General features: G+C 34.0%; 16 protein-coding genes and 3 tRNA genes. 11 read left to right on the top strand and 8 right to left on the bottom strand.

What is annotated here, in order from left to right; translation table 11 throughout:
- The first annotated feature begins 7 nt into the window (after positions 1-7).
- The 5 genes from ACE01P_RS09960 (at position 8) to ACE01P_RS09940 (ending at position 6,665) form a co-directional block, all read left to right on the top strand.
- A complete protein-coding gene (locus ACE01P_RS09960; RefSeq protein ID WP_379696929.1) occupies positions 8-1,603 on the top strand; it encodes a RagB/SusD family nutrient uptake outer membrane protein in 1,596 nt (531 codons plus the stop codon).
- An 18-nt stretch (positions 1,604-1,621) separates the two neighbouring features.
- Positions 1,622-2,677 carry a hypothetical protein gene (locus ACE01P_RS09955; protein WP_379696926.1) on the top strand — a complete coding sequence of 352 codons (1,056 nt, stop codon included), beginning with the start codon at positions 1,622-1,624 and terminating at the stop codon, positions 2,675-2,677.
- Between the two features lie 81 nt (positions 2,678-2,758).
- Positions 2,759-3,991 (top strand): glycoside hydrolase family 27 protein, encoded by a 1,233-nt coding sequence (locus ACE01P_RS09950; protein ID WP_379696923.1) that lies wholly within the window; start codon positions 2,759-2,761, stop codon positions 3,989-3,991.
- A gap of 11 nt (positions 3,992-4,002) precedes the next feature.
- On the top strand, positions 4,003-4,965 hold the full coding sequence (locus tag ACE01P_RS09945; RefSeq protein WP_379696920.1) for a glycoside hydrolase family 5 protein: 963 nt from the start codon (positions 4,003-4,005) through the stop codon (positions 4,963-4,965).
- Between the two features lie 611 nt (positions 4,966-5,576).
- Complete coding sequence (locus tag ACE01P_RS09940; RefSeq protein ID WP_379696918.1) at positions 5,577-6,665, top strand: outer membrane beta-barrel protein; 1,089 nt, start codon at positions 5,577-5,579, stop codon at positions 6,663-6,665.
- A gap of 304 nt (positions 6,666-6,969) precedes the next feature.
- Here the strand turns inward: ACE01P_RS09940 and ACE01P_RS09935 are convergent, their stop codons facing one another.
- The 5 genes from ACE01P_RS09935 to ACE01P_RS09915 all read right to left on the bottom strand — a co-directional run bounded on the left by ACE01P_RS09935 (position 6,970) and on the right by ACE01P_RS09915 (position 12,610).
- Positions 6,970-7,875: an N-acetylmuramoyl-L-alanine amidase gene (locus ACE01P_RS09935; protein ID WP_379696916.1), complete on the bottom strand. Its 906-nt coding sequence runs from the start codon at positions 7,873-7,875 to the stop codon at positions 6,970-6,972.
- Between the two features lie 28 nt (positions 7,876-7,903).
- Positions 7,904-8,476, bottom strand: coding sequence for a hypothetical protein (locus ACE01P_RS09930; protein ID WP_379696914.1), 573 nt, complete (start codon positions 8,474-8,476; stop codon positions 7,904-7,906).
- A gap of 42 nt (positions 8,477-8,518) precedes the next feature.
- Positions 8,519-9,832 (bottom strand): 30S ribosomal protein S12 methylthiotransferase RimO, encoded by a 1,314-nt coding sequence (gene rimO, locus ACE01P_RS09925; RefSeq protein ID WP_111289008.1) that lies wholly within the window; start codon positions 9,830-9,832, stop codon positions 8,519-8,521.
- Between the two features lie 194 nt (positions 9,833-10,026).
- Positions 10,027-11,529 (bottom strand): OmpP1/FadL family transporter, encoded by a 1,503-nt coding sequence (locus ACE01P_RS09920; RefSeq protein ID WP_379696912.1) that lies wholly within the window; start codon positions 11,527-11,529, stop codon positions 10,027-10,029.
- A gap of 43 nt (positions 11,530-11,572) precedes the next feature.
- Entirely contained in the window at positions 11,573-12,610 is a 1,038-nt protein-coding gene (locus ACE01P_RS09915; protein WP_379696910.1) for a hypothetical protein, read from the bottom strand.
- Between the two features lie 102 nt (positions 12,611-12,712).
- Here ACE01P_RS09915 and proS point away from each other — a divergent pair, with 102 nt between their 5' ends.
- From proS to rpsT, 5 genes are all read left to right on the top strand, one after another.
- Complete coding sequence (gene proS, locus ACE01P_RS09910) at positions 12,713-14,191, top strand: proline--tRNA ligase (RefSeq protein WP_379696908.1); 1,479 nt, start codon at positions 12,713-12,715, stop codon at positions 14,189-14,191.
- A 78-nt stretch (positions 14,192-14,269) separates the two neighbouring features.
- A tRNA-Glu gene (locus tag ACE01P_RS09905) sits at positions 14,270-14,341 on the top strand.
- 44 nt (positions 14,342-14,385) lie between these two features.
- Positions 14,386-14,457, top strand: a tRNA-Glu gene (locus ACE01P_RS09900).
- Between the two features lie 40 nt (positions 14,458-14,497).
- Positions 14,498-14,569: transfer RNA gene (locus tag ACE01P_RS09895), tRNA-Glu, on the top strand.
- 155 nt (positions 14,570-14,724) lie between these two features.
- Positions 14,725-14,976, top strand: a complete 252-nt coding sequence (gene rpsT / locus ACE01P_RS09890; RefSeq protein ID WP_089052957.1) for a 30S ribosomal protein S20 — start codon at positions 14,725-14,727, stop codon at positions 14,974-14,976.
- Positions 14,977-15,129: 153 nt separating this feature from the next.
- Here the strand turns inward: rpsT and ACE01P_RS09885 are convergent, their stop codons facing one another.
- Both ACE01P_RS09885 and ACE01P_RS09880 read right to left on the bottom strand, forming a co-directional pair.
- Positions 15,130-15,537, bottom strand: a complete 408-nt coding sequence (locus ACE01P_RS09885) for a response regulator (RefSeq protein WP_379696906.1) — start codon at positions 15,535-15,537, stop codon at positions 15,130-15,132.
- A 5-nt stretch (positions 15,538-15,542) separates the two neighbouring features.
- Positions 15,543-17,252, bottom strand: coding sequence for a PAS domain-containing protein (locus ACE01P_RS09880; protein ID WP_379696904.1), 1,710 nt, complete (start codon positions 17,250-17,252; stop codon positions 15,543-15,545).
- Positions 17,253-17,420: 168 nt separating this feature from the next.
- Between ACE01P_RS09880 and typA the strand changes: the two genes are divergently transcribed.
- Positions 17,421-19,217: a translational GTPase TypA gene (gene typA / locus ACE01P_RS09875; RefSeq protein ID WP_012026900.1), complete on the top strand. Its 1,797-nt coding sequence runs from the start codon at positions 17,421-17,423 to the stop codon at positions 19,215-19,217.
- Positions 19,218-19,361: 144 nt separating this feature from the next.
- On the opposite strand, the gene ACE01P_RS09870 is transcribed toward typA, so the two are convergent.
- The gene (locus ACE01P_RS09870; RefSeq protein ID WP_379696902.1) at positions 19,362-21,710 is read right to left on the bottom strand and encodes a choice-of-anchor L domain-containing protein; all 2,349 of its coding nucleotides are present in this window, start codon (positions 21,708-21,710) and stop codon (positions 19,362-19,364) included.
- Positions 21,711-21,721: the final 11 nt, after the last annotated feature.

Genomic DNA, 21,721 nt, shown 5'->3' with positions numbered 1-21,721 from the left:
AAGAAGTATGAAAAATATATATAAAAAAGGCGGTGTTGGATTGATGGCATTGTTGATGTTGTTTTCTTCTTGCTCACAAGATTTTATAGAAGTGCCTGCTGAAGGAAATCCAACGATGGGGAATTATTATGATTCTGATGAAAAGTTAGATAATGCAACAAACGGACTGTATGGTTTAGTTTGGTTTAATATGAATAAAGAAGGTTTTTACGGAATTACCGATGTAATTTCTGGAAATATGTATGCTGATATTTATAATGATTTTGGTGATTTTACCGATTTAAGTTTCACTAATACATCGAGATATATCTCAGATTCTTGGAGATCTTGTTTTGGTGCTATTGCAAATTCTAATGCTTATCTAAGCAATTTACCACAAAGTGTTGGGCCAAATGTTAGTAAAGAAGCTTTAAATAATACGTTGGGTGAATGCCATTTTATTAGAGCTTTCTCTTATTTTTTTCTAGTAAGATTATGGGGAAATGTGCCTATTATTGAGAACAATGCGGACTATTCAAAAAACTACGTTATTCCAAGTAACCGAGTTGAAGATGTTTATACGTTTATCGAAAATGATTTGAAATTTGCGATTGCTAACTTGAGAACAAAAAATAGAGGTTCAAATTATGCTGCAAATGCTCACGTTTCTGCTGGATCTGCAAAAGCACTGCTTGCAAAAGTTTATTTATATCAAAAGAAATATGACTTGGCTAGACAAATGGCGCAAGAGGTAATTAATAGTGGAGAGTTTAAATTATTGGGTGGAGACGAACTTCCAAGTAAATCTTTTGCTGATTTATTTTTGCAAAAAAACAATAATAATGAAGAGTCTATTTTTGCTTGGCAATGGACAGGAACTGGAGGTTATTTTGACGGAAACTTTACCAATACATTATTTGCCCCTGAAAATAGATTAGTAGAAACTACATATTCTGGTCAGATTGCCCCATCTCAAGATTTGATTAAAAATGGTTTTGAAAACGGAGACAGAAGAAGAATCGAGACTTTTATGCTTCCAGGAGATTTTTATCCTAATTTGACTTATGCAAAAACATTAGAGATTGGTGCTCCAAAAATTTTAGGCTACACTTTTGAGTTGCAATACGAAGCACAGAAATCTGGAGCTGGACTTAAGAAATATGTTATCGGAAAAGAAAATCTTCCAATTACGGGAGCTTTTAATCCTGTAAATAATGGAGAAAGCAGTATGAATAGCTACATGATGCGTTATGCTGAATTGTTATTAATTCACGCAGAAGCAATTCTTGGCGGACAAACAGGAAGCACTACAGATGCAAACGCACTTAAATCGTACAATGCAGTTCGAAAAAGAGCAGGTTTGCCAACAAAATCTGTAATTACATTTGATGATATTTTTAAAGAAAGACGTGCAGAATTAGCTTGTGAAGGAGATTATTATTTTGATCTAGGACGTTTGCCTTTCGAAAAAGCGAAAGCAATTCTAGAAGCGCAAAACAGAGGAAATAGAGAAGTGGAAAAACACATCACAATTTCAGCAACGAATTTGTTGCTTCCTTATCCTGCTGATGACTTAACTAAAAATCCAAAATTAACGGAAGTAGTACCATATACTTTTAAATAATTTTAAAAATATTAAAATATGAAAAATTTAAAAATTGTTTCATTAGGAGCATGTTTGGTATTAATGCTGTCATTATTGCTTTTTACTTCCTGCTCAAATGATGATAGCGCTGATGCATACACAGGAGCGCCTGTCATAGAATCGGTGATGCCTTCTGGTTATAATGCAGATGGAAGTCTTAAGCCGTTAGAACCAACGAAATTAGTAGATCCAAAAAATTATTATGTAATTCACGGAAAAGGATTTCTAACAGCGACAAAAGTTTATTTCAATGATTACGATACTTATTTTAGATCAACTTTTGTAACAGATACTGATATCATTATTCTTGTTGATGAAAATACGCCTTTTGCAAATGCTTCTAATAAATTAAGAGTAGTTACAAGTAGAGGAACAGCAGAGTACGATTTAATGGTTGCGCCTCCCGTGCCAACATTCAGCGGATTCAATTCTATAAACTGTGAAGAAGGAGATGAGGTAACCATAAAAGGAAAATATTTCTTAGATCCAGTTGTTACATTGGCTAAAACGGCTACAGAACCAGAAGTTCCTGTTGAGGTTGTTTCATCAACTTTGGAAGAAGTTGTAGTGAAAATTCCAGCCAATGCGAATCATAGATATTTGACAGTTTCTAATATTTCTGGAACAGCAGTTTCAAAAGAAGCTATCGGAACAGCATTGTATGATGATAAACTTTACGGAATGCAGTGGGGAGGACCATGGGCAGGTAAAGGAGTTAATTTTGATTTTGATGGCGATTCGTATCAAGGCGAAAAATCATGGCAATGGGAATTTGCAGCTTGGGATGGTGGAAACTGGGGCTTCAATGTTGATATGACTCCTTATAAAGCATTTAGAATTGCTGTGAAAGGAGCTAAAAACGGTCAGGTTAACTTTAGTTTAAACGGCGGGCCAAACTATGTTATTCCAGTTACAACGGCGTGGGTTTACATAGAAATTCCGTTAGATAAATTAGGAAATCCTTCAACTCTTTCAATGATTACATTCCAAGAGTCAAATAGTGATGGTGGTAATACCGTATTGTTTGATGATTTAGGATTTGTATTAAAATAGGAATCGGTTTGAGTTAGTTTGTGATGTTCCCTAGTTGAAAAATTAGGGAACATCTTTTTATAATGAATTAAGATCTAGAAAATGAAAAAAATCGCATTGATGCTTGCTTTAAGTATTTCGAGTTTTGCTTTCAGCCAAGGAAATACTCATAAACAACAAGCCGGAAAATTTGAAGGACTTGCAATGACGCCGCCAATGGGCTGGAATTCATGGAATACTTTTGCAACTAATATTGACGAAAAATTAGTAAAAGAAACCGCAGATATTATGGTTTCTTCTGGTTTGGCGGCAGCTGGCTACAATTATATTGTTTTAGATGATGGATGGATGACGCACGAACGTGATGTAAACGGCGATTTAGTTCCAGACCCAGAAAAATTTCCAAACGGAATGAAAGCGCTTATAGATTATGTTCACAGTAAAGGCCTTAAATTCGGATTGTACAATTGTGCAGGTACCAAAACCTGCGCCGGTTATCCAGGAACAAGAGGCTACGAATATCAGGATGCTAGATTTTACGCAAAACTTGGAATAGATTTCTTAAAATACGATTGGTGCAATACAGAAGGAATTACTGCAAAAGAAGCGTATACAACCATGAGCAATGCATTAAAAACAGCTGGAAGACCAATTGTTTTCAGCCTTTGCGAATGGGGAGATAATCAGCCATGGGAATGGGGTAAACCTGTTGGAAATCTTTGGAGAATCTCAGGAGATATTTATCCTTGTTTTGATTGCGAATTCAAACATCCAGAAAATTGGTCGTCTTGGGGATTTATGAAAATTGCTGATATGCGAAAAGATATTCGTAAATATTCAGGTCCAGATCATTGGAATGATTTTGATATGATGGAAGTTGGAAACGAAATGAATGACACTGAAGATAAAACGCATTTTGCAATGTGGTGTATGCTTTCTTCTCCTTTATTTACAGGAAATGATTATCGTAAAATGTCTAATGAAACTTTAGCAATTTTAACCAATAAAGAATTACTTGCTGTAAATCAAGATAAACTTGGGATTCAAGGATTTAAATATGCTATCTTAGATGGAGTAGAAGTGTGGGTAAAACCGCTTTCAGATGGAGCTTGGGCAGTTAGTTTTATAAATAGAACAGAAACTTCGAAAAAAGTAAATTTCGATTGGAAGAAAAATAATCTCAAAGATGCCGATTTTGGATATGAAGCCGATTTCAATAAAACAACCTTCAAGTTGAAAGACCTTTGGAAGAATAAAGAAATCGGAAATACGAAAAAAGTTTTTACAGCTGAAATAGCTTCGCATGATGTTATTACCTTAAAATTAATTCCTTAAATCTATATAATATGAAATCAAAGGTTTGGTATGTTGCTTTTTTTCTTTTGTTTCTGATGAATGTTTCAAAAGCGCAATTTGTGAAAAAACACGGACAGTTAAGTGTTCTCGGAACTCAGCTTGTAGACAAAGATAATAATCCGATTGTGCTCCGTGGCTTAAGTTTTGGATGGCATAGCATGTGGCCAAGATTTTATAATGAAAAAGCAGTAAGCTGGTTAAAAAAGGATTTTAATTGTAATGTAGTTCGCGCCGCAATGGGAATTGAACTTGGTGAGTACTCCTATATAAAAGATCCGCAATTTTCGAAAGAGAAAATAGAGGCTGTCGTAAATGGAGCAATAAAGTCTGATATATATGTAATTATAGATTGGCACAGTCATAATGTAAACCTGAAAGAAGCAAAAGACTTTTTTGCCGAGATGTCTAAAAAATATGCTAAGTATCCTAATATAATATATGAAGTCTTCAACGAACCAGATTATGAGACTTGGTGGGAAGTAAAAACCTATGCAGAAGAAGTTATAAAAGTCATTCGAGAGAACGATCCGAATAATATAATTTTAGTGGGTTGTCCGCATTGGGATCAAGATATAGATCTTCCTGCTCAAGATCCGATAAGAGGTTATACTAATATAATGTATACGATGCACTTTTATGCGGCAACACACGGTAAAGAATTAAGAGATAGAACCGACAATGCTATTAAAAGCGGTTTGCCTGTTTTTATTTCAGAATCGGCAGGAATGGAAGCTTCTGGTGATGGACCTCTAAATTATAAAGCTTGGCAAGAATATGTAGATTGGATGGAAGCTCGAAAATTGAGCTGGATTACTTGGTCGGTGTCAGATAAAGATGAGACTTGCTCAATTCTAAAGAAATCTGCAAAATCGGAAGGAAAATGGAAAGATGAGGATTTAAAAGAATCTGGAATTAAAGTACGCGAATATTTGAGAATGTATAATAAAGAATAATATATTAGTTAGGTCATTTTTGCAAAGCCCGTTCAAATTAAATGAACGGGCTTTTTTTTGTTTCGGATGAATGCTTTTTGTGTTTAAAAAGAGCTATAGTTTTGAGTTTAAAAACGTTCTTATGATGATTTATTTTTGTAGGAATTTTTTCTTCTAATTGTTTTGTTTGGTTACTTGTTTTTGTATTATGGTTGTTTTTGTGTTTTTTATTTATTTTTATGTACACCCCTGTTTTTTATAGGGGTATTGTTTTTGAAATGTGTTTTGTTGGTGTTTTTGTTCTTGTTTTTGTAGTATTTTTTACTTTAACCCTATTTTTATTTTATTAAAAAGGTGAAAATATGTTGTTGAATTTTCAAAAACAATTATCTATAAATATCAAATAATGATTATTAGAACATTAATTTTTGTAATCCGTAATTCTTCGCCTAAAACGTCAAAAAAGCAGTTTTGAATTATTCTACTCATACAAAAGTTAATAAATTCGCTAATGAAAATGATGATGATTTGAAGGGCGCATGAAAGGTTTTAGAAGTGACTTATACTATTAAATAGATATATAAAAGATTAACTAACCAGAATCAATTAATAACTAAAAACCAAATTAAAACATGAAAAAAGCATTTCACATTTTAGCCGCGATGTTAACAAGTTCTTTTGCCTTTGCCCAAGAAGAGGAAACATCTGCTCCAGCAACCACATGGGGAGGTTCTGCAGATGCGTACTACAAATATGATTTTTCAAAACAAATGAATGGATTGACGAGCTTCACCAACTCGCAAAATTCATTCGAATTAGGAATGGCATCGATTGAAGCAGGTCATACATTTGGAAAAGCGTCTGTTTTTGTGGACTTAGGTTTCGGAAAAAGAGCAGCAGAATTTTCATATAATGAAACGCCAGATAAAGATGCAAGTGCAAAATTTTTATTAAAACAATTATATTTTACATACAATTTGACTGATGAATTTAAAGTAGTGGCAGGTAGTTTCGGAACTCATATCGGATATGAAGTACTAGATGCGGTAGATAATAAAAACTACAGTATGTCTTATGCGTTTTCTTATGGACCATTTTTCAATACTGGGGTTAAAGCGCAATATACTTCTGGTAAATTTACTGCGATGTTAGGATTAACCAACCCGACTGACTTTAAATCGGCTATGGATGCAGGTTCTTACCAAAAAACATTTATTGGTCAAGTAGGATATATTGGAGATACAGGAAGTGCTTATTTGAATTTTACAACAGGAAGTAGTAATCCAATTCCGGGAAGTACAATTCCAGTTTCAGACGAAAATAAAACACAGTTTGATTTAACAGCATCTAAAGCAATTAATGATAGTTTTTCACTTGGATTAAATGCAACTTATGCTAAAACGACAAATGATTTTGACAGTAATTTAGATGGAGATTGGTTTTCTTTGGTAGGATATGCTACTTATTCTTTCAAACCAACCTTGCTTTTAGCTTACAGAATGGAATATTTTGATGCTAAAGATGCGGCTCTAAGTTTAGGAACTTTAGCAGGATCAAGTGTATTTGCTAACACAGTTTCTTTAAACTACAAAGTTGGAAAGCTTACTATAATTCCTGAGTTAAGATACGATGCGGCATCTCAGGATATATTTTTAGACAAAGATGCATTGCCAACAGGAGGAAGCTTCTTCGGATTAATTGCAACAACATACTCTTTCTAGAGATAAAGATTGATATTTTTTTTTTTTTTTGGAGCTGTCGAAACATTCTAATGTTTTGGCAGCTTTTTTATTTTGTTTCAGGTTTCAGGTTTCAAGTTTTAAATTTGAAGTTCTGAATTTCATGTTTTGTTTCTTTCTTCTAACTTCTTTAAAACGCTTTATTTTAATTTAAAATTTCCAGTTCTATGTATGTGGTTATCAACTTGTATTCTTGTATTATATGAATTGTTGTGAAGAGTAGTAGGGATAAAAAAAGCGTTTCTGTTAAATAGAAACGCTTTTTTATTATTTAAATGATGAGGTTTTATTGAACCTGTTTTTTGTATATTGAATAAATCGCATCGATTGTTTTTCTATCTAAAACTGAAGTTGCATCAGTTTGAATATAATGCAATTTAAAAGCTTGAATTGCGGCACTTAAATTTTTGGTGTTGTAACCTATTATTCTAAGCGCTGGTTCAATTTTAAAATCAAAAGGAGCTGGCTCTAAAACTTCATCTGGCCAGATTCCGAATCCTTTTTCTGCTAAAGTTTTCCAAGGAAATAAGGCGCTTGGATCCTGTTTTCTTCCCGGTGCAATATCAGCATGACCTAAAAAGTTTTGCGTCGGAATGTTATAATCCTTTTTCAATTTAGTCAACAAAGCGACCAAACTGCTAATTTGTGCTTCAGTAAAAGGTTTAAAACCGTTATTGTCCAACTCAATACCAATAGAGCAAGAGTTTAAATCTGTTGTTTTTCCCCAAGTCGAATTTCCAGCATGCCATGCTCTTAGATAATCATTAAGCATTTGTACTACTTTTCCATTTTCAGAAATGATGTAGTGAGCGCTTACTTGAGTTTTCGTTTTTGTAAAAGTATTAATCGTCTGCTGTAGAGAATCTTGAGCAGTATGATGAATAATAACGAAACTTGGTTTTCTTAAGTTAAAGTTTACAGTACCAACCCACTCGGTATTTATTCCATTTACCAAATACGTAGAGCCTGTTTTAGATAAAGTGTCTTTTATGATTCCCAGTTGCTGTGCATAAGAAGTGTCAATTGCCAATGGTGAAACTGGCGGAATTGGTTTGGCTTCTTTGCTTGTAATCTGGTTCTCTAAAGTTTTCAGCTGCTGATCATAAGCTTTCTCAGTATTCTTGTACGGATTTGTAGAACAAGCACTGATGATAATTGCTAAAATCAGATAACAAAAAAGTTTTTTTGTCATAATTCGTTGTTTTATAAGTTAATAACGATTATTCTGAAATTTTCGTATCTGGGGCGTCTTTTACTTCTTTTGAGTCTTTGTCTTTAGAATCTTTATCTTTTTTCTTTTTTGATTTAGATTTTTTCATGTCTTTAAAAGTATCCATGAAAGTTTTATATTTTTCAATTTGATCAGGATTTAAAAAAGCGCTGATTTTTTTATCAGTACTCTCTTTTAAAGCTTTAATCTGCTCAATTTTTTGATCTTGACTACTGCTTTCATTTTTCAGCAAAATACCTTGTTCTCTGATGCTTTCAGCTAAAACATTTGAAATAGCAATTGCTTGCAATTCATCCAAATTTACCTGTGGTTTCATTTGCTCCATAATAATTGCAGCAATTTCTTCAGGAGGAGTTTCTTTAGGTTTGCTTGGTGTGCTTTGCTGTTGTCCGCCCATCATGCTTCTGTCCATACCCATTCCGCCGCCTCTTCCGTAGCCGCCACCATAACCATTGCCATAGCCGCCGTAACCATTATTGTATCCGCCTCCATATTGAGCAGAAACAGTGTTGAAGCAAAATAAAGTAAAAACGAAAAGAATTAGGTTCAGAGTAGGTTTCATAAAAGTTTTTTTGTCTAATTTTTGCAATAGTTCACCGTAAATTTAAGCAGGTTCTCCGTATAAATCAAATTCTGTTGCTTCAATTATCTTGATATTAACAAATTCACCAGTTTTAACATAATGCTTAGAAGCATCGATTAGAACCTCATTGTCAACATCTGGGCTGTCAAATTCAGTACGTCCTACAAAATGAGCGCCTTCTTTTCTGTCAATAATACATCTGAAAACTTTGCCCACTTTTTCTTGATTTAAATCCCAAGAAATTTGAGATTGTAATTCCATAATTTCATTAGCTCTTGCTTGTTTCACATCATCTGGAACATCATCTTCTAACAAATAAGCATGAGTATTTTCTTCATGAGAATAAGCAAAACATCCCATTCTGTCAAATTTCATTTCTTGAACAAAATCTTTCAAAATTTCAAAATCCTCTTGAGTTTCTCCAGGGTAACCAACAATTAAAGTAGTTCTAATTGCCATTCCTGGAACTGCAGCACGGAAATCTTTTAATAATTGAGTTGTTTTAGCTTGAGTTGTACCACGACGCATAGATTTTAGAATAGAATCTGAAATATGCTGTAATGGAATATCAATATAATTACAGATTTTTGGCTCACGTTTCATTAGTTCTAAAACGTCCATCGGGAAACCAGTAGGGTAAGCGTAGTGTAAACGAATCCATTCGATTCCTTCAACAGCTGCTAAAGCCTCTAATAATTCTGCTAAATTTCTTTTTTTATAAAGATCAAGACCGTAATACGTTAAATCTTGAGCAATTAAGATCAATTCTTTAACTCCGTTTTTAGCAAGGCCTTGAGCTTCTTTAACTAATTTTTCAATTGGTTGAGAAACGTGAGAACCTCTCATTAATGGAATTGCGCAAAAACTGCAAGGTCTGTCGCATCCTTCCGCAATTTTCAAATAAGCATAATTTTTCGGAGTTGTAGTTAAACGCTCTCCAAGTAATTCATGCTTATAATCAGCTCCAAGAGCTTTTAATAATTGAGGTAATTCTGTTGTTCCAAAATATTGGTCAACGTTAGGAATTTCTTTTTCCAAATCTGGTCTGTAACGCTCAGATAGACATCCTGTTACAAAAACTTTGTCTACAAGCCCTCTGTCTTTTTTATCAGCGTATTCCAAAATCATGTTTACCGATTCTGCTTTTGCATTATCAATAAATCCGCAAGTATTAATTACAATAATGTTTCCTTCTTTTTCTGCAGGAGCTTCGTGTTCAACTTCTTTTCCATTTGCACGCAACTGTCCCATAAGGACTTCGCTGTCATAAACATTTTTTGAACACCCAAGAGTGATTACGTTAATTTTGTTCTTTTTTAAAGACTTGGTTCTCATACTTTTATAAATTGGAGTGCAAAATTACACTTTTTTTATTCAAACATCACTAGTTTGCACTTTGTTTTAGCTGTTTTTTATGAAGCTGCAGTTATTCTTAAGTAGAATTTAATGTGAAAGGCGTTTAAAAGGTAAAAAAAATCCGTCAAGTAAAAACCTGACGGAAATTTTCAATCATCTATTTTGATTTTTAATTACAATTCAAATAATAAAGTCATAGTGACATTGTTTAGTTTTGAAGTAACTTTAGCAGCATCTGTGAAACCTCTTGTGAAAAAACCTTGATTTGATTCTCTTTCTAAGTATGAATAAGCTAAATCTAATTTGGTAGTTCCGAAATTATATCCCAAGCCGGCAGAGTAGCTGTTTAAGTCTCCAACTGTGATTCCGTTTTTATAAGGGCTTCCTTCATAGCGATATCCACCTCTCAAACTTAATTGTTTGATTTTGTATTCAGCACCAATTCGAAGTTCGCCAGTACTAGTAAGAGTGTTGCTAATATCATTATTAATTCCTCTAAAACCTGGGTCATCTGTAGGTTTGAATTTAGTATTTCCGTAGTTTTTTATAGCATAATCAATACTTAATAAACCAGATTTTCCAAATATATATGCGGCACTAAAAGTCCATTTGTCTGGAGTTTGCAAAGTATAAGATTCGTATACATTAATTACATTAGGGTTTATATTAGCATTCAAAGCTGGTCCGCCATCTGCTTGTCTAGTTGTGTAAATGCTTTGAGAAGTTTCGTCGTATAGTTCATACCAAGTATTAGATTCATAAGCTAAACCAAGTCTGAAATTTTCAGTTACTTTCCCTATTGCTCCAAGTTGGAAAGAGAATCCATTTCCGTATGTGTATAATTCGTTGTTGAAGCGTAAATTAGAAATTGTCTCGTATGGCTGTAACGGATTACTATTGTCTTCATAGAAACTTGTAGTTCTTCTATAATCAGTAATGTGAACATTTAAATTAGCTCCAATATAAAATCGGTCTTTATATGAAGTAGCAATGTTAAAACCTACTTTACTGTTATAGCCTCTAGTGTAAACTTCGTTTTCTTGGTAATAATTTCCTCCAGCAGGAATATTCGTTAGATATTCAGTGTTTTCTGGATCAATGGCAGCAGGGTCAATAACATGTCCCCAATATCCCATATAGGCTTGCTGTTCTGTGTAATTTAAATCGCGATAGTCTAAACCATCTATGACTTTTAAAGGGATTCCATTTGCATAAGACATAAAATAGTCGCCTACTGAATTAGTAGGATTGGTTCCAGCTGAGAAAACTTCATTATTGAAATTGTTTGTGTTCTCGTAAGTTGCGCCAATTGCAATTTTATTCCATCCATTTTTTGGATTATTGTCTTTAAATACAAAAACACCACCGGCTTGGTTTAAGATAAAAGAGTTCTCTTTGTCGGAAGTATTATTGCCAAAGTAATTAGAGTTGTTTTTGATATTCTGATTGCTAAAAGATATTCCGACTTGATTGCTGTTGAAAATTGCAGATCCAGCTGGGTTAACGCTTAAGGCAGATATGTCTCCTCCAACAGCTCCAAAAGCACCACTCATTGCTCTAAAGCGAGCAGTTCCGGTAAGATTGTCTTGGGCGTAACGTAAACCGTCTGAAACTTCTTGTGAATATGACGCGCTGACAGTTAGTCCTGTTATAAATAGGAAAAGTATTTTTTTCATTTTGATAAGTTTTAGTTCGAATTTAAGACTGCTGAGGAAAAAATTATCTTCTTCCTCCGCCGCCGCCGCCAGATCTCATTCCGCCGCCGCCACCGCCGCCACCGTATGATCTAGAGCTTCCTCCGCCACCGCTGCTGTTCATTGAACGGCTAGGGCTGCTTGGAGTATAACTTCTTGATGAACCGCTGTTGTTGCTAGGGGTGTAGCTTCTATTTGTTGTAGTGTTGCCGTTTCCGCTATTATAAGATCTTCTGGTGCTGTTGTAATTGCTGTTACTGTAGTCAGAACCGTTTGAATATGATCTTCTATTTGTAAATGTTGGACTTGTTGTTCCGCTATTCGTACTAGTTCTTCTGAAGTCAGTATAACCGTTGGATCTATTTGTGTTGTAGGTTCTATTATTTGTAAAGCTTCCTCTATTAGTTGTGTAGCTTCCTCTGTTGGTGGTATAGTTTCTATTAGTTGTATACGCTCCTCTATTGGTTGTGTATCCTCTATTAGTGCTGTAATTTCTGTTGTAAGCGTAGTTTCTGTCTCCGTAATAACCTGCAGAACCTCTTCTTCCGTAGTTGTAAGAGTAGTTGTATCCATAATAAGGGTATCCATAGCCAGGATAACCCCATCCTGGGTAGCCCCATCCGTAACCTGGGTAACCCCATCCGTAATAAGGGTAGCCCCATCCGTAACCGTATCCATATCCATAATAAGGGTATCCCCATCCGAATCCGAATGACCATGTTGGTGTAGAGTAAACGTTTACAGAAACTTCAGAACTGCTGCTTCCCCATGCAGGATAGCCTGCTACAGAGGCAGTTTGAGTACTGTCTGAATAATTGGTGTAATTATCAACATCAGTAAATATTTCAGTTGGCTGATTGTCATCTTGCAATGATCTAAAGTATTCTTTGTATTGGTTGTTTGTTCCAGTTTGTACATACTTAACAGATGTACCTCCATATACTCCATCATTATCGTAATAAGATGAATTTTGGTAAGAACCACATGACGCTAGCAATAAACTCAATAATCCAATTAAGTAAAAATGATTAGAGTTTTGGCGGAGTGAAAGGTAAGTTTTCATATCTGTGGTGTTTTTTATTGTTGCACATTACAAAATTAGTTAGTTTTGTCAAACTATTTAGTTAAAATTGTATAAAACAAAATTTGTGCCAAAATATATAATATGAGTAAGAACCTTACTACAAGATCAGAAGATTATTCGAAATGGTATAACGAACTGGTTGTAAAAGCAGATCTAGCTGAAAATTCAGGAGTTAGAGGATGTATGGTAATTAAGCCATACGGCTATGCTATTTGGGAAAAAATGCAAGCGGAGTTAGATCGTATGTTCAAAGAAACTGGACATCAAAATGCGTATTTTCCTTTGTTTGTGCCGAAAAGCATGTTTGAGGCTGAGGAGAAGAATGCTGAGGGATTTGCAAAAGAGTGTGCGGTTGTAACGCATTACAGATTAAAAAATGATGAGGATAGACCAGGGAAATTAATGGTTGATCCGAATGCAAGATTAGAGGAGGAGCTTATCGTTCGTCCAACAAGTGAAGCTATTATTTGGTCTACATATAAAGGATGGGTGCAATCTTATAGAGATTTACCTTTGTTAATTAATCAATGGGCTAATGTGGTTCGATGGGAAATGCGTACGCGTTTATTTTTGAGAACTGCTGAGTTTTTATGGCAAGAAGGGCATACTGCTCATGCTACAAAAGATGAAGCAATAGAAGAGTCAGAGAAAATGATGAATGTTTATGCTGATTTTGCAGAAAACTTCATGGCAATTCCAGTTGTAAAAGGTTTTAAAACCGAAACAGAACGTTTTGCTGGAGCAGATGAAACGTATTGTATTGAAGCATTAATGCAAGACGGAAAAGCATTGCAAGCTGGTACATCTCACTTTTTAGGGCAAAACTTTGCAAAAGCATTTGATGTTAAGTTTGCTAATGCTGAAGGAAAACAAGAACATGTTTGGGGAACTTCTTGGGGAGTGTCTACTCGTTTAATGGGGGCGTTGATTATGACGCATTCTGATGATCAAGGATTGGTATTGCCTCCAAACTTAGCTCCAATACAAGTGGTAATTGTTCCTATATATAAGACAGACGAACAATTGGCTCAAATTACTGAAGCGGTTAATGAGTTAGCGGCTAAATTGAGAAGATTAAGAATCACTGTTAAATTTGATGACAGAACAACTCAAAAACCAGGATTTAAATTTGCGGAATGGGAATTGAAAGGAGTTCCTGTTCGAATTGCTGTTGGTCCAAAAGATTTAGAAAATGGAACTTTTGAAGTAGCAAGACGTGATAATTTGACGAAAGAGGTTGTTGCTAGCGAAAAAATCGTTGAACATGTAAATGATCTTTTAGAGCAGATTCAAACTGACTTATTTACGAAAGCATTAGATTATCGTAATACTCATATTACGGAAGTAAATAATTTTGAGGAGTTTAAAGAAGTTTTAGAAGGTAAAGGAGGCTTTTTGTCTGCTCACTGGGATGGAACTGCTGAGACAGAAGAAAAAATAAAAGAATTGACAAAAGCGACGATTCGTTGCATTCCTTTGGATGCTGTTGAAGAGGCGGGAACCTGCGTGTTTACTGGGAAACCTTCTTCTAAAAGAGTGCTTTTTGCTAAGGCATACTAAAAAAAAAATATTTTTTTTACGTTAGGTGTTGCGCAACTAAAAAATAGATGTATCTTTGCATCCGCAATACAGAAGCGCGGTCCGTTCGTCTATCGGTTAGGACGCCAGGTTTTCATCCTGGTAAGGGGGGTTCGATTCCCCCACGGACTACAAGTTATATTACATATTGAAAATTTCCAAACTTAGGAAAATTAGGTCCGTTCGTCTATCGGTTAGGACGCCAGGTTTTCATCCTGGTAAGGGGGGTTCGATTCCCCCACGGACTACAAATTTCAATTTTAAATTGAAGAGAACTTAGAAGGAAATGGTCTGTTCGTCTAGGGGTTAGGACTCCAGGCTTTCGTCCTGGTAACAGGGGTTCGATTCCCTTACAGACTACGAAAATTAGTTGTAAATAAGTTTTATAAAATAAAAATTGGTGTCTCGATTTCTATTTTATTAGTTAAAACCAAAGTGATTGTTTAACAATTGTGGGAGGTTTTTCTTTTTTAACTAGTATATATAATAATTATTACATCTAAAATTAAAAAGAAATGGCAAATCATAAGTCAGCTTTAAAAAGAATCAGAAGCAACGAAAAAAGAAGAGTTCTTAACAGATACCAACATAAAACTACTCGTAATGCTATCAAAGCATTAAGATTAGCTACTGATAAATCTGATGCTACTGCGAAATTATCAACTGTAATCTCTATGATTGATAAATTAGCTAAAAAGAATATCATTCACGATAACAAAGCTTCTAACTTGAAGTCTAAATTAACGAAACACGTTGCTAAATTGTAATTAATACAATTTATTAGATATAGAAAAGTCCTCTTTTAGAGGACTTTTTTTTTTATTTATATTAAATTCTAAAGCCATTTTTGAAAATAAAAAAAAACCAAATTCCAATAGTTTTTAAAGTTGGAATTTGGATTTTTAATATTGGAATTTAATCTAAAGATCTATTTTCTTTTTAAGATATTCTAGCATTGGCAGTGTAATAGGTTTAGATAAAAAATCTATTATAATAGGATATTTTTTTGCTTTGGCTAGATCTTCAGGGTCAATGGTTGAAGATAATACGATAACAGGAACGGTGTTGAATTCTTTGTAATCTGGAGAAGTGAAATGGTCTAAAAATTCCCATCCTCCCATAATTGGCATATTTAGATCTAAAAAAATTAATTCGGGTCTTTTTTTAGCTTTATCGTTAGTGTATTTTAATACGTTGAAATGATGAAGAGCTTCTTCGCCGTTTTGAGCTGTAATAACTTCGTGTGAAAATAAAGATTTTGAAATTACTTTTTTGCATAGCATCAATGTGATAGGGTCATCATCGATGCATAAAATCTGCTCAAGCATAATGATTAATTTTTAAATGTTATTGTAAATGTAGTTCCTTTATTGACTTCGCTGTCGATAGAAATTGTTCCTCCCATTGTTTCTACCTGCGATTTTACAAGGTATAATCCTAATCCTTTGCTGTCTGGATAATTGTGAAATCTTTGATAAAGCCCAAATACTTTGTCGCGATTTCTTTCTAAATCAATTCCGATTCCGTTGTCTTTAAAGGTTAAGATTGTTCGTTGTTCGATTTGTTCTGCTGTTATAGAAATTTTTAGTTTTCTGTTTTCCGATTTATATTTTATGGAATTGGTAAGCAGATTTAATAGAATGCTTTCAATGTAAGCTTTGTTTGTAATAAGTTCAGGGACTTTGTCAAATTTAAGTTTAATTATTGGTTTATGTAATTCAATTTGAAATGAAAGCTGACTAAATACATTTTCAAAAACTTCTTTCAAAGACACTTCTTCTTTTTGCATTGAAGGATTGTCTTTAATAATGATCACTTTTACTAAATCATTTATGGTTTCATTTAATAAATGAGTAGATTTTGTAAATCCGGCTAGTATTTCTTGGAGCTCTTCATTTTCGATTGGGATATCTTCTATTAAATTTAAAAGTCCGATTAAATTAGAAAGTGGTGCCCTAAGATTATGTGATGTGATGTATGAAAATTGTTTTAAGTCTTTGTTGTTTTGTGTTAATTCTCGAATAAGATGTTCTTTTTCTGTTTCTAGTTTTTTCTCATCTGTAATGTCTCTCTGAATCGAAATCCAGTGTGAAATCACGCCTTCATTATTAAAAATAGGAATCATAGAAAATCGTACCCAATATTCTTCTTTGCTTTTGGTGTAAGTAATAGTTTCAATAAGGCACTCTTCTTCATTTTTTATAGCTCTCAAAAGTTTCTGTAATTCATCAGAATCTGATTTTGGGCCTTTGAAAATGTTTGGAGATTTTCCGATAATTTCATTTGATTGATAACCTGACATTTGTGAAAATGCAGGATTTACATATACTATTTTAGGTATTCTTCTCTCAGAAGAATTGGCTTCGGTAATTAAAATAGAATCTTTAGATTGTGTAATTACGGTTTCTAAAAGCTTTAATCGCTGTTCTTCTTCTTTTTGTTTTGTAATGTCCTGAATTGCTCCAATCATTCTGATGGCTCTTCCGTTTTCATCTTTCAATAAAAAACCTCTGTCCAAAACATATTTGTAAGTTCCGTCTGCGCATCTAAAACGGTATTGGTCTTGCCATTTTTCTGTTTTTTGTTCAATAAAAGAATAAAGCTTTATTGACATTCGGATACTGTCTTCTGGGTGAATTTTGTCAAACCACCATTTAGAAGTTTTGCCTACTTCTTTAGGGTCATAACCAAAAACACTTTCAATTCCTTTGTTCCAATTAATGCTGTCTTCTTGAATTTTCCAATCCCAAATTGTATCGCTGGTTGCTTTTGCTACGATATCATATTTCTCATTAGATTCTTCAATTTCTTCGTTGGTTTTGTTTAGCTTTTCAAAGATTGTGATATTTCTTTTTTCATTTTTTGAAAGTATGAGACTGAAAACCAATACTGTAATTAGGATAAATATAATGTCTTTTATTAAAGGCAGGTATAGGTATTCTGGTGAAGAAAAGTAGGTTATGAATAATTTATGACATAAGATTGCCATAATTATTGAGATGATGGTATAAATAAGAGTAATTTGGAGAGTTTTACTTTTCATCACCTCAAATATAGTTAATTTAACTATAACTAAACGTATGTTAATGTCATTTTGAAACCGATATTTTGATGTTTTATATTAACTAATTGATTGTATATACGCAAACTATGTCAGAAACGTTTTTTTTTAGAAAATAAAGTGTACCTTTGCGCCCATTAAAAATCACAGATGGAATCTATTAGAAACATTGCAATTATTGCCCACGTCGATCACGGTAAAACCACTTTGGTTGATAAAATTATGTATCACTGTCAGTTATTTCGTGAAAACGAAAACACAGGTGATTTAATCTTAGATAATAACGATTTAGAGCGTGAGAGAGGTATTACAATTACTTCTAAAAACGTTTCTGTTCAATATAAAGGAACAAAAATCAATATTATCGATACTCCAGGCCACGCCGATTTTGGAGGTGAAGTAGAACGTGTATTGAACATGGCCGATGGTGTATGTTTGCTAGTTGATGCTTTTGAAGGTCCAATGCCACAAACTCGTTTCGTTTTACAAAAAGCGATCGATTTAGGATTGAAACCTTGCGTGGTTATCAATAAAGTAGATAAAGAAAACTGTACTCCAGAAGAAGTTCATGAGAAAGTTTTTGATCTAATGTTCGAATTAGGAGCTACTGAGGAGCAATTAGACTTCCCAGCAGTTTACGGTTCTGCAAAAAACAACTGGATGTCTGACGATTGGAAAAATCAAACAGAAAACATTGAACCATTATTAGATATGGTTATTGCTAATGTTCCTGCTCCAAAAGTTTCTGAAGGTACTCCTCAAATGTTGATTACTTCTTTAGATTTCTCTTCTTTTACAGGTCGTATCGCTATTGGTCGTCTTGAAAGAGGTACTTTGAAAGAAGGAATGCCAATTTCTTTGGTAAAAAGAGATGGTAAAGTAATCAAATCTAGAATTAAAGAATTACATACTTTTGAAGGTTTAGGCCGTAGAAAAGTAGAAGAAGTAGTTGCTGGAGATATTTGTGCTGTTGTAGGTATTGAAGGTTTTGAAATTGGTGATACTATCGCTGACTTCGAAAATCCTGAAGCTTTACAAACTATTGCTATCGACGAGCCAACAATGAGCATGTTGTTTACAATTAACGATTCTCCTTTCTTTGGTAAAGAAGGTAAATTTGTTACTTCTAGACACATTCGTGAAAGATTAACAAAAGAGTTAGAGAAAAACTTAGCGATGAAAGTTGGAGAAACTGATTCTGCTGATAAATTCATGGTTTTTGGTCGTGGTGTACTTCACTTATCTGTTCTTATTGAAACAATGAGAAGAGAAGGGTACGAGCTTCAAATTGGTCAGCCACAAGTTATCATCAAAGAAGTTGATGGTGTTAAATGTGAGCCAATTGAGGAATTAACTATCGACTTGCCAGAAAACCTTTCAGGTAGAGCGGTTGAATTCGTTACTATCCGTAAAGGAGAAATGCTTTCTATGGAAGGTAAAGGTGAGCGTATGATTATTAAATTCAACATTCCATCTCGTGGAATTATCGGTTTAAGAAATCAATTGCTTACGGCTACTGCTGGTGAGGCTATCATGGCGCACCGTTTCATTGGATATGAGCCATACAAAGGAGAAATTCCTGGACGTAACAACGGTTCATTAATCTCTATGGAAAACGGAAAAGCAATTCCTTACTCTATCGATAAATTACAAGACCGTGGTAAATTCTTCGTTGATCCTAACGAGGATATCTATGAAGGTCAAGTAATTGGAGAAAACACTCGTAGCGATGATATGACTGTTAACGTTACTAAAACGAAAAAACTTTCTAACGTACGTTCTTCTGGAGCTGATGATAAAGCTAGAATTATTCCAGCTATCAAATTCTCATTAGAGGAAGCTTTAGAGTACATCCAAAAAGATGAGTATGTTGAAGTTACTCCAAAATCTTTACGTTTAAGAAAAATCTACTTAAGCGAAACAGATAGAAAAAGATATAAAATCTAATTATATTTTAAATTTCAATATAAAAATCCCAAATTCCATCTGGAGTTTGGGATTTTTTTTATGCTGAATTGAGTTGTTTCTGAGATTTAAAATTATAAACCAAATATTGGAATTTAGGTTTTAATAATTGGAATTTTTGAAAGGTTATCTTTTCAAGCTGAAATGCCCTTTAACATTTTTTCCGTTTACAAAAAGTAAAGTGAACCAATAATCATCTGAAGGCATTTCTCTTCCGTTGAAAATTCCGTTCCAGCCTGCGCCACTTTGGTTCATTTGTTTGAGTAATTTTCCATAGCGATCAAAAATGGAGATCGTATAATTTGGCATTTGATCAATATTTTTAATGACCCATAAATCATTAAATCCGTCTCCGTTTGGAGTAAAGAAACGTGGGTAATCTAAAACATATACTAAAAATAAATTAGATAAACCACAGCCATTTTTGTCTCTGGCAATTACATTATAGATTCCTGGATTTACTTGAGTAAAAGTTGGGCTGTCTTGAAAAACAGTTCCATCAAGAGAAAATTCATAATTTCCAGCACCTGTATATTGGATTTGTATAGTATTATCATTTCCAGAAAAATCCTTTATATCTGCTCCAGTAATTGTGGCAGGTTCAGATAAAATTATTTTGAAATTTTTAGTTTTTGGACAATCGTTAGCATTAGTTACTAAAACAGAATAATCTCCAGCGCTATTAATTACTGTAGAATTTGTGCTGCTTCCAGTAGACCAGCTATAACTGTTAAATCCAGTAGCGACAGTTAATGTCATTTCGTCTCCCTTGCATAAATAACGAGTTTCATCTTCAAAATTAGGCGGATCAAAAGTATGAACGATTAATTCTACTGGTGTGATATCATAACAATTAGGGCCGTTTGCTGCACGTGCATAAATGGTTTGACTGTTTGGAGTTGTATTTTTGAAAATATTCGGTAGTTGGTTTGTTTCCGTAATTGCATCGGTTGCCGTTAAAAAATAATTAATAACCAATTCTGAAGGCAAACCAGTTTTGATTTGTGGCGTTACTTCTTCGAGTAAATTAAATTGATATAAACCATCCTGCGTATCATCTCCGTCGCAAGTTTCTATTGGCGATTGGTCTGGAATAACAGAATTAGAAACATTTAGTGTAATTTCTGCTATTGCGCTACAGCCAAAAGTGTTTTCAATACGGGCAAAAACAATTTGATTTAGACCTTTATTTGTATATCGTTGCGGATTTGAAATGGGACTTGTTTTAGCTTGTGCATCAGCCAAAGTTTCATAATATCCCTGATTGATGATTTGAGAATTATTATTTTTTATAATATTACCAGCTTTAGTCAAATCAAAAATTGTAATGCCGTCATTGTCATCATCACATTGTAGCAAAGAAGTATTTGTTGATGGTATTTCAGCAGAAAATTCAACTGTAATTTCTCCAATAGAAACGCAAGTTGTGCCATTCATTGTTGCTTCAACTTTGTACATCCCTGCCGATGGTACGGGATAAGACGGAGATGCTGCTCCTGGAATTTGAACATAAGTATTAGAAGCATCTTTTTTAAACCATTTAAAAGTGTAATTTGTAGGGTTTAAATTAGTATCTAAAGCAAAATTTTCGCCAAAGCAAACAGGGTTTCCATTAGCTGCAGTTCTGTCTTGTCCAAAATTTATTTTAGTTACAAAACTTCCCGCTTCAATAAACACTGCTGAGTTGTATTGTCTAGTAACATCGTCGGCAACGACTAATTTTAAATGATATTTTCTATTCGGAATTACATCTGTAGATGCATTCATCACTATCGTTTGACCCGCATAGTTTATAGGGCTCGAAGCCGTATTGTAACCACTATAATAATTTTCATTTATAGCTTCGCACCCAACTATCGGTTCTCCAGCACTGCCATTTATGGTTTCAATTTTTGGGTGAACTGTCGTAGCTGAAACCGCTGTATTGGTATTGGGTAAAACCGCAAGATTTTTATAATTATCAGCACTTCCGACTTCTTTAATTAAGAAAGCAAATCCATCTGAATAAATGCAGGGAAAATTATTTTGATATTCATTCGAAGCAAAAATATAATTAAAGCTTATCGAATTGGTCAATGCTATAAAATCAAATTCTAAAACTGTTGCTTGAGTACTGTTAGTAATTCCTAAGGCTGTGTTAAGATCTGCGTCACCATTCCAAGCTCTTATTTGCGTGCCCTTAGAACCTTGTTGATTATAAGGACCTTCTGCATTTTTACTCGGTGATGTACTTAAAACTATTCCGCTTGGAAAAGGAAAGTTAGCACCAGCTGTAAAAGAACCGTAACTCTGTTCGTTTGGAGTCGGGTTTCCTGATGCACTTACACTTTCAACATCAACACAAGAACTATTTATTAAAACATTCTGAATTAAATCTGCTGGTGTCGCTGTATCATCAACAGAAATATTCTGAGCACTGATTTTATGGAAAAAACAGCACAAAAGTAAAATTAGAAAAGTTCTTAGTTGACTCATAGTAGCAAATA

This window comes from Flavobacterium sp. HJSW_4 (assembly GCF_042436695.1).
GTDB lineage: Bacteria > Bacteroidota > Bacteroidia > Flavobacteriales > Flavobacteriaceae > Flavobacterium.
The sequence above is the reverse complement of the archived record's forward strand: the minus strand, read 5'-3'. Positions and strand labels throughout refer to the sequence as shown.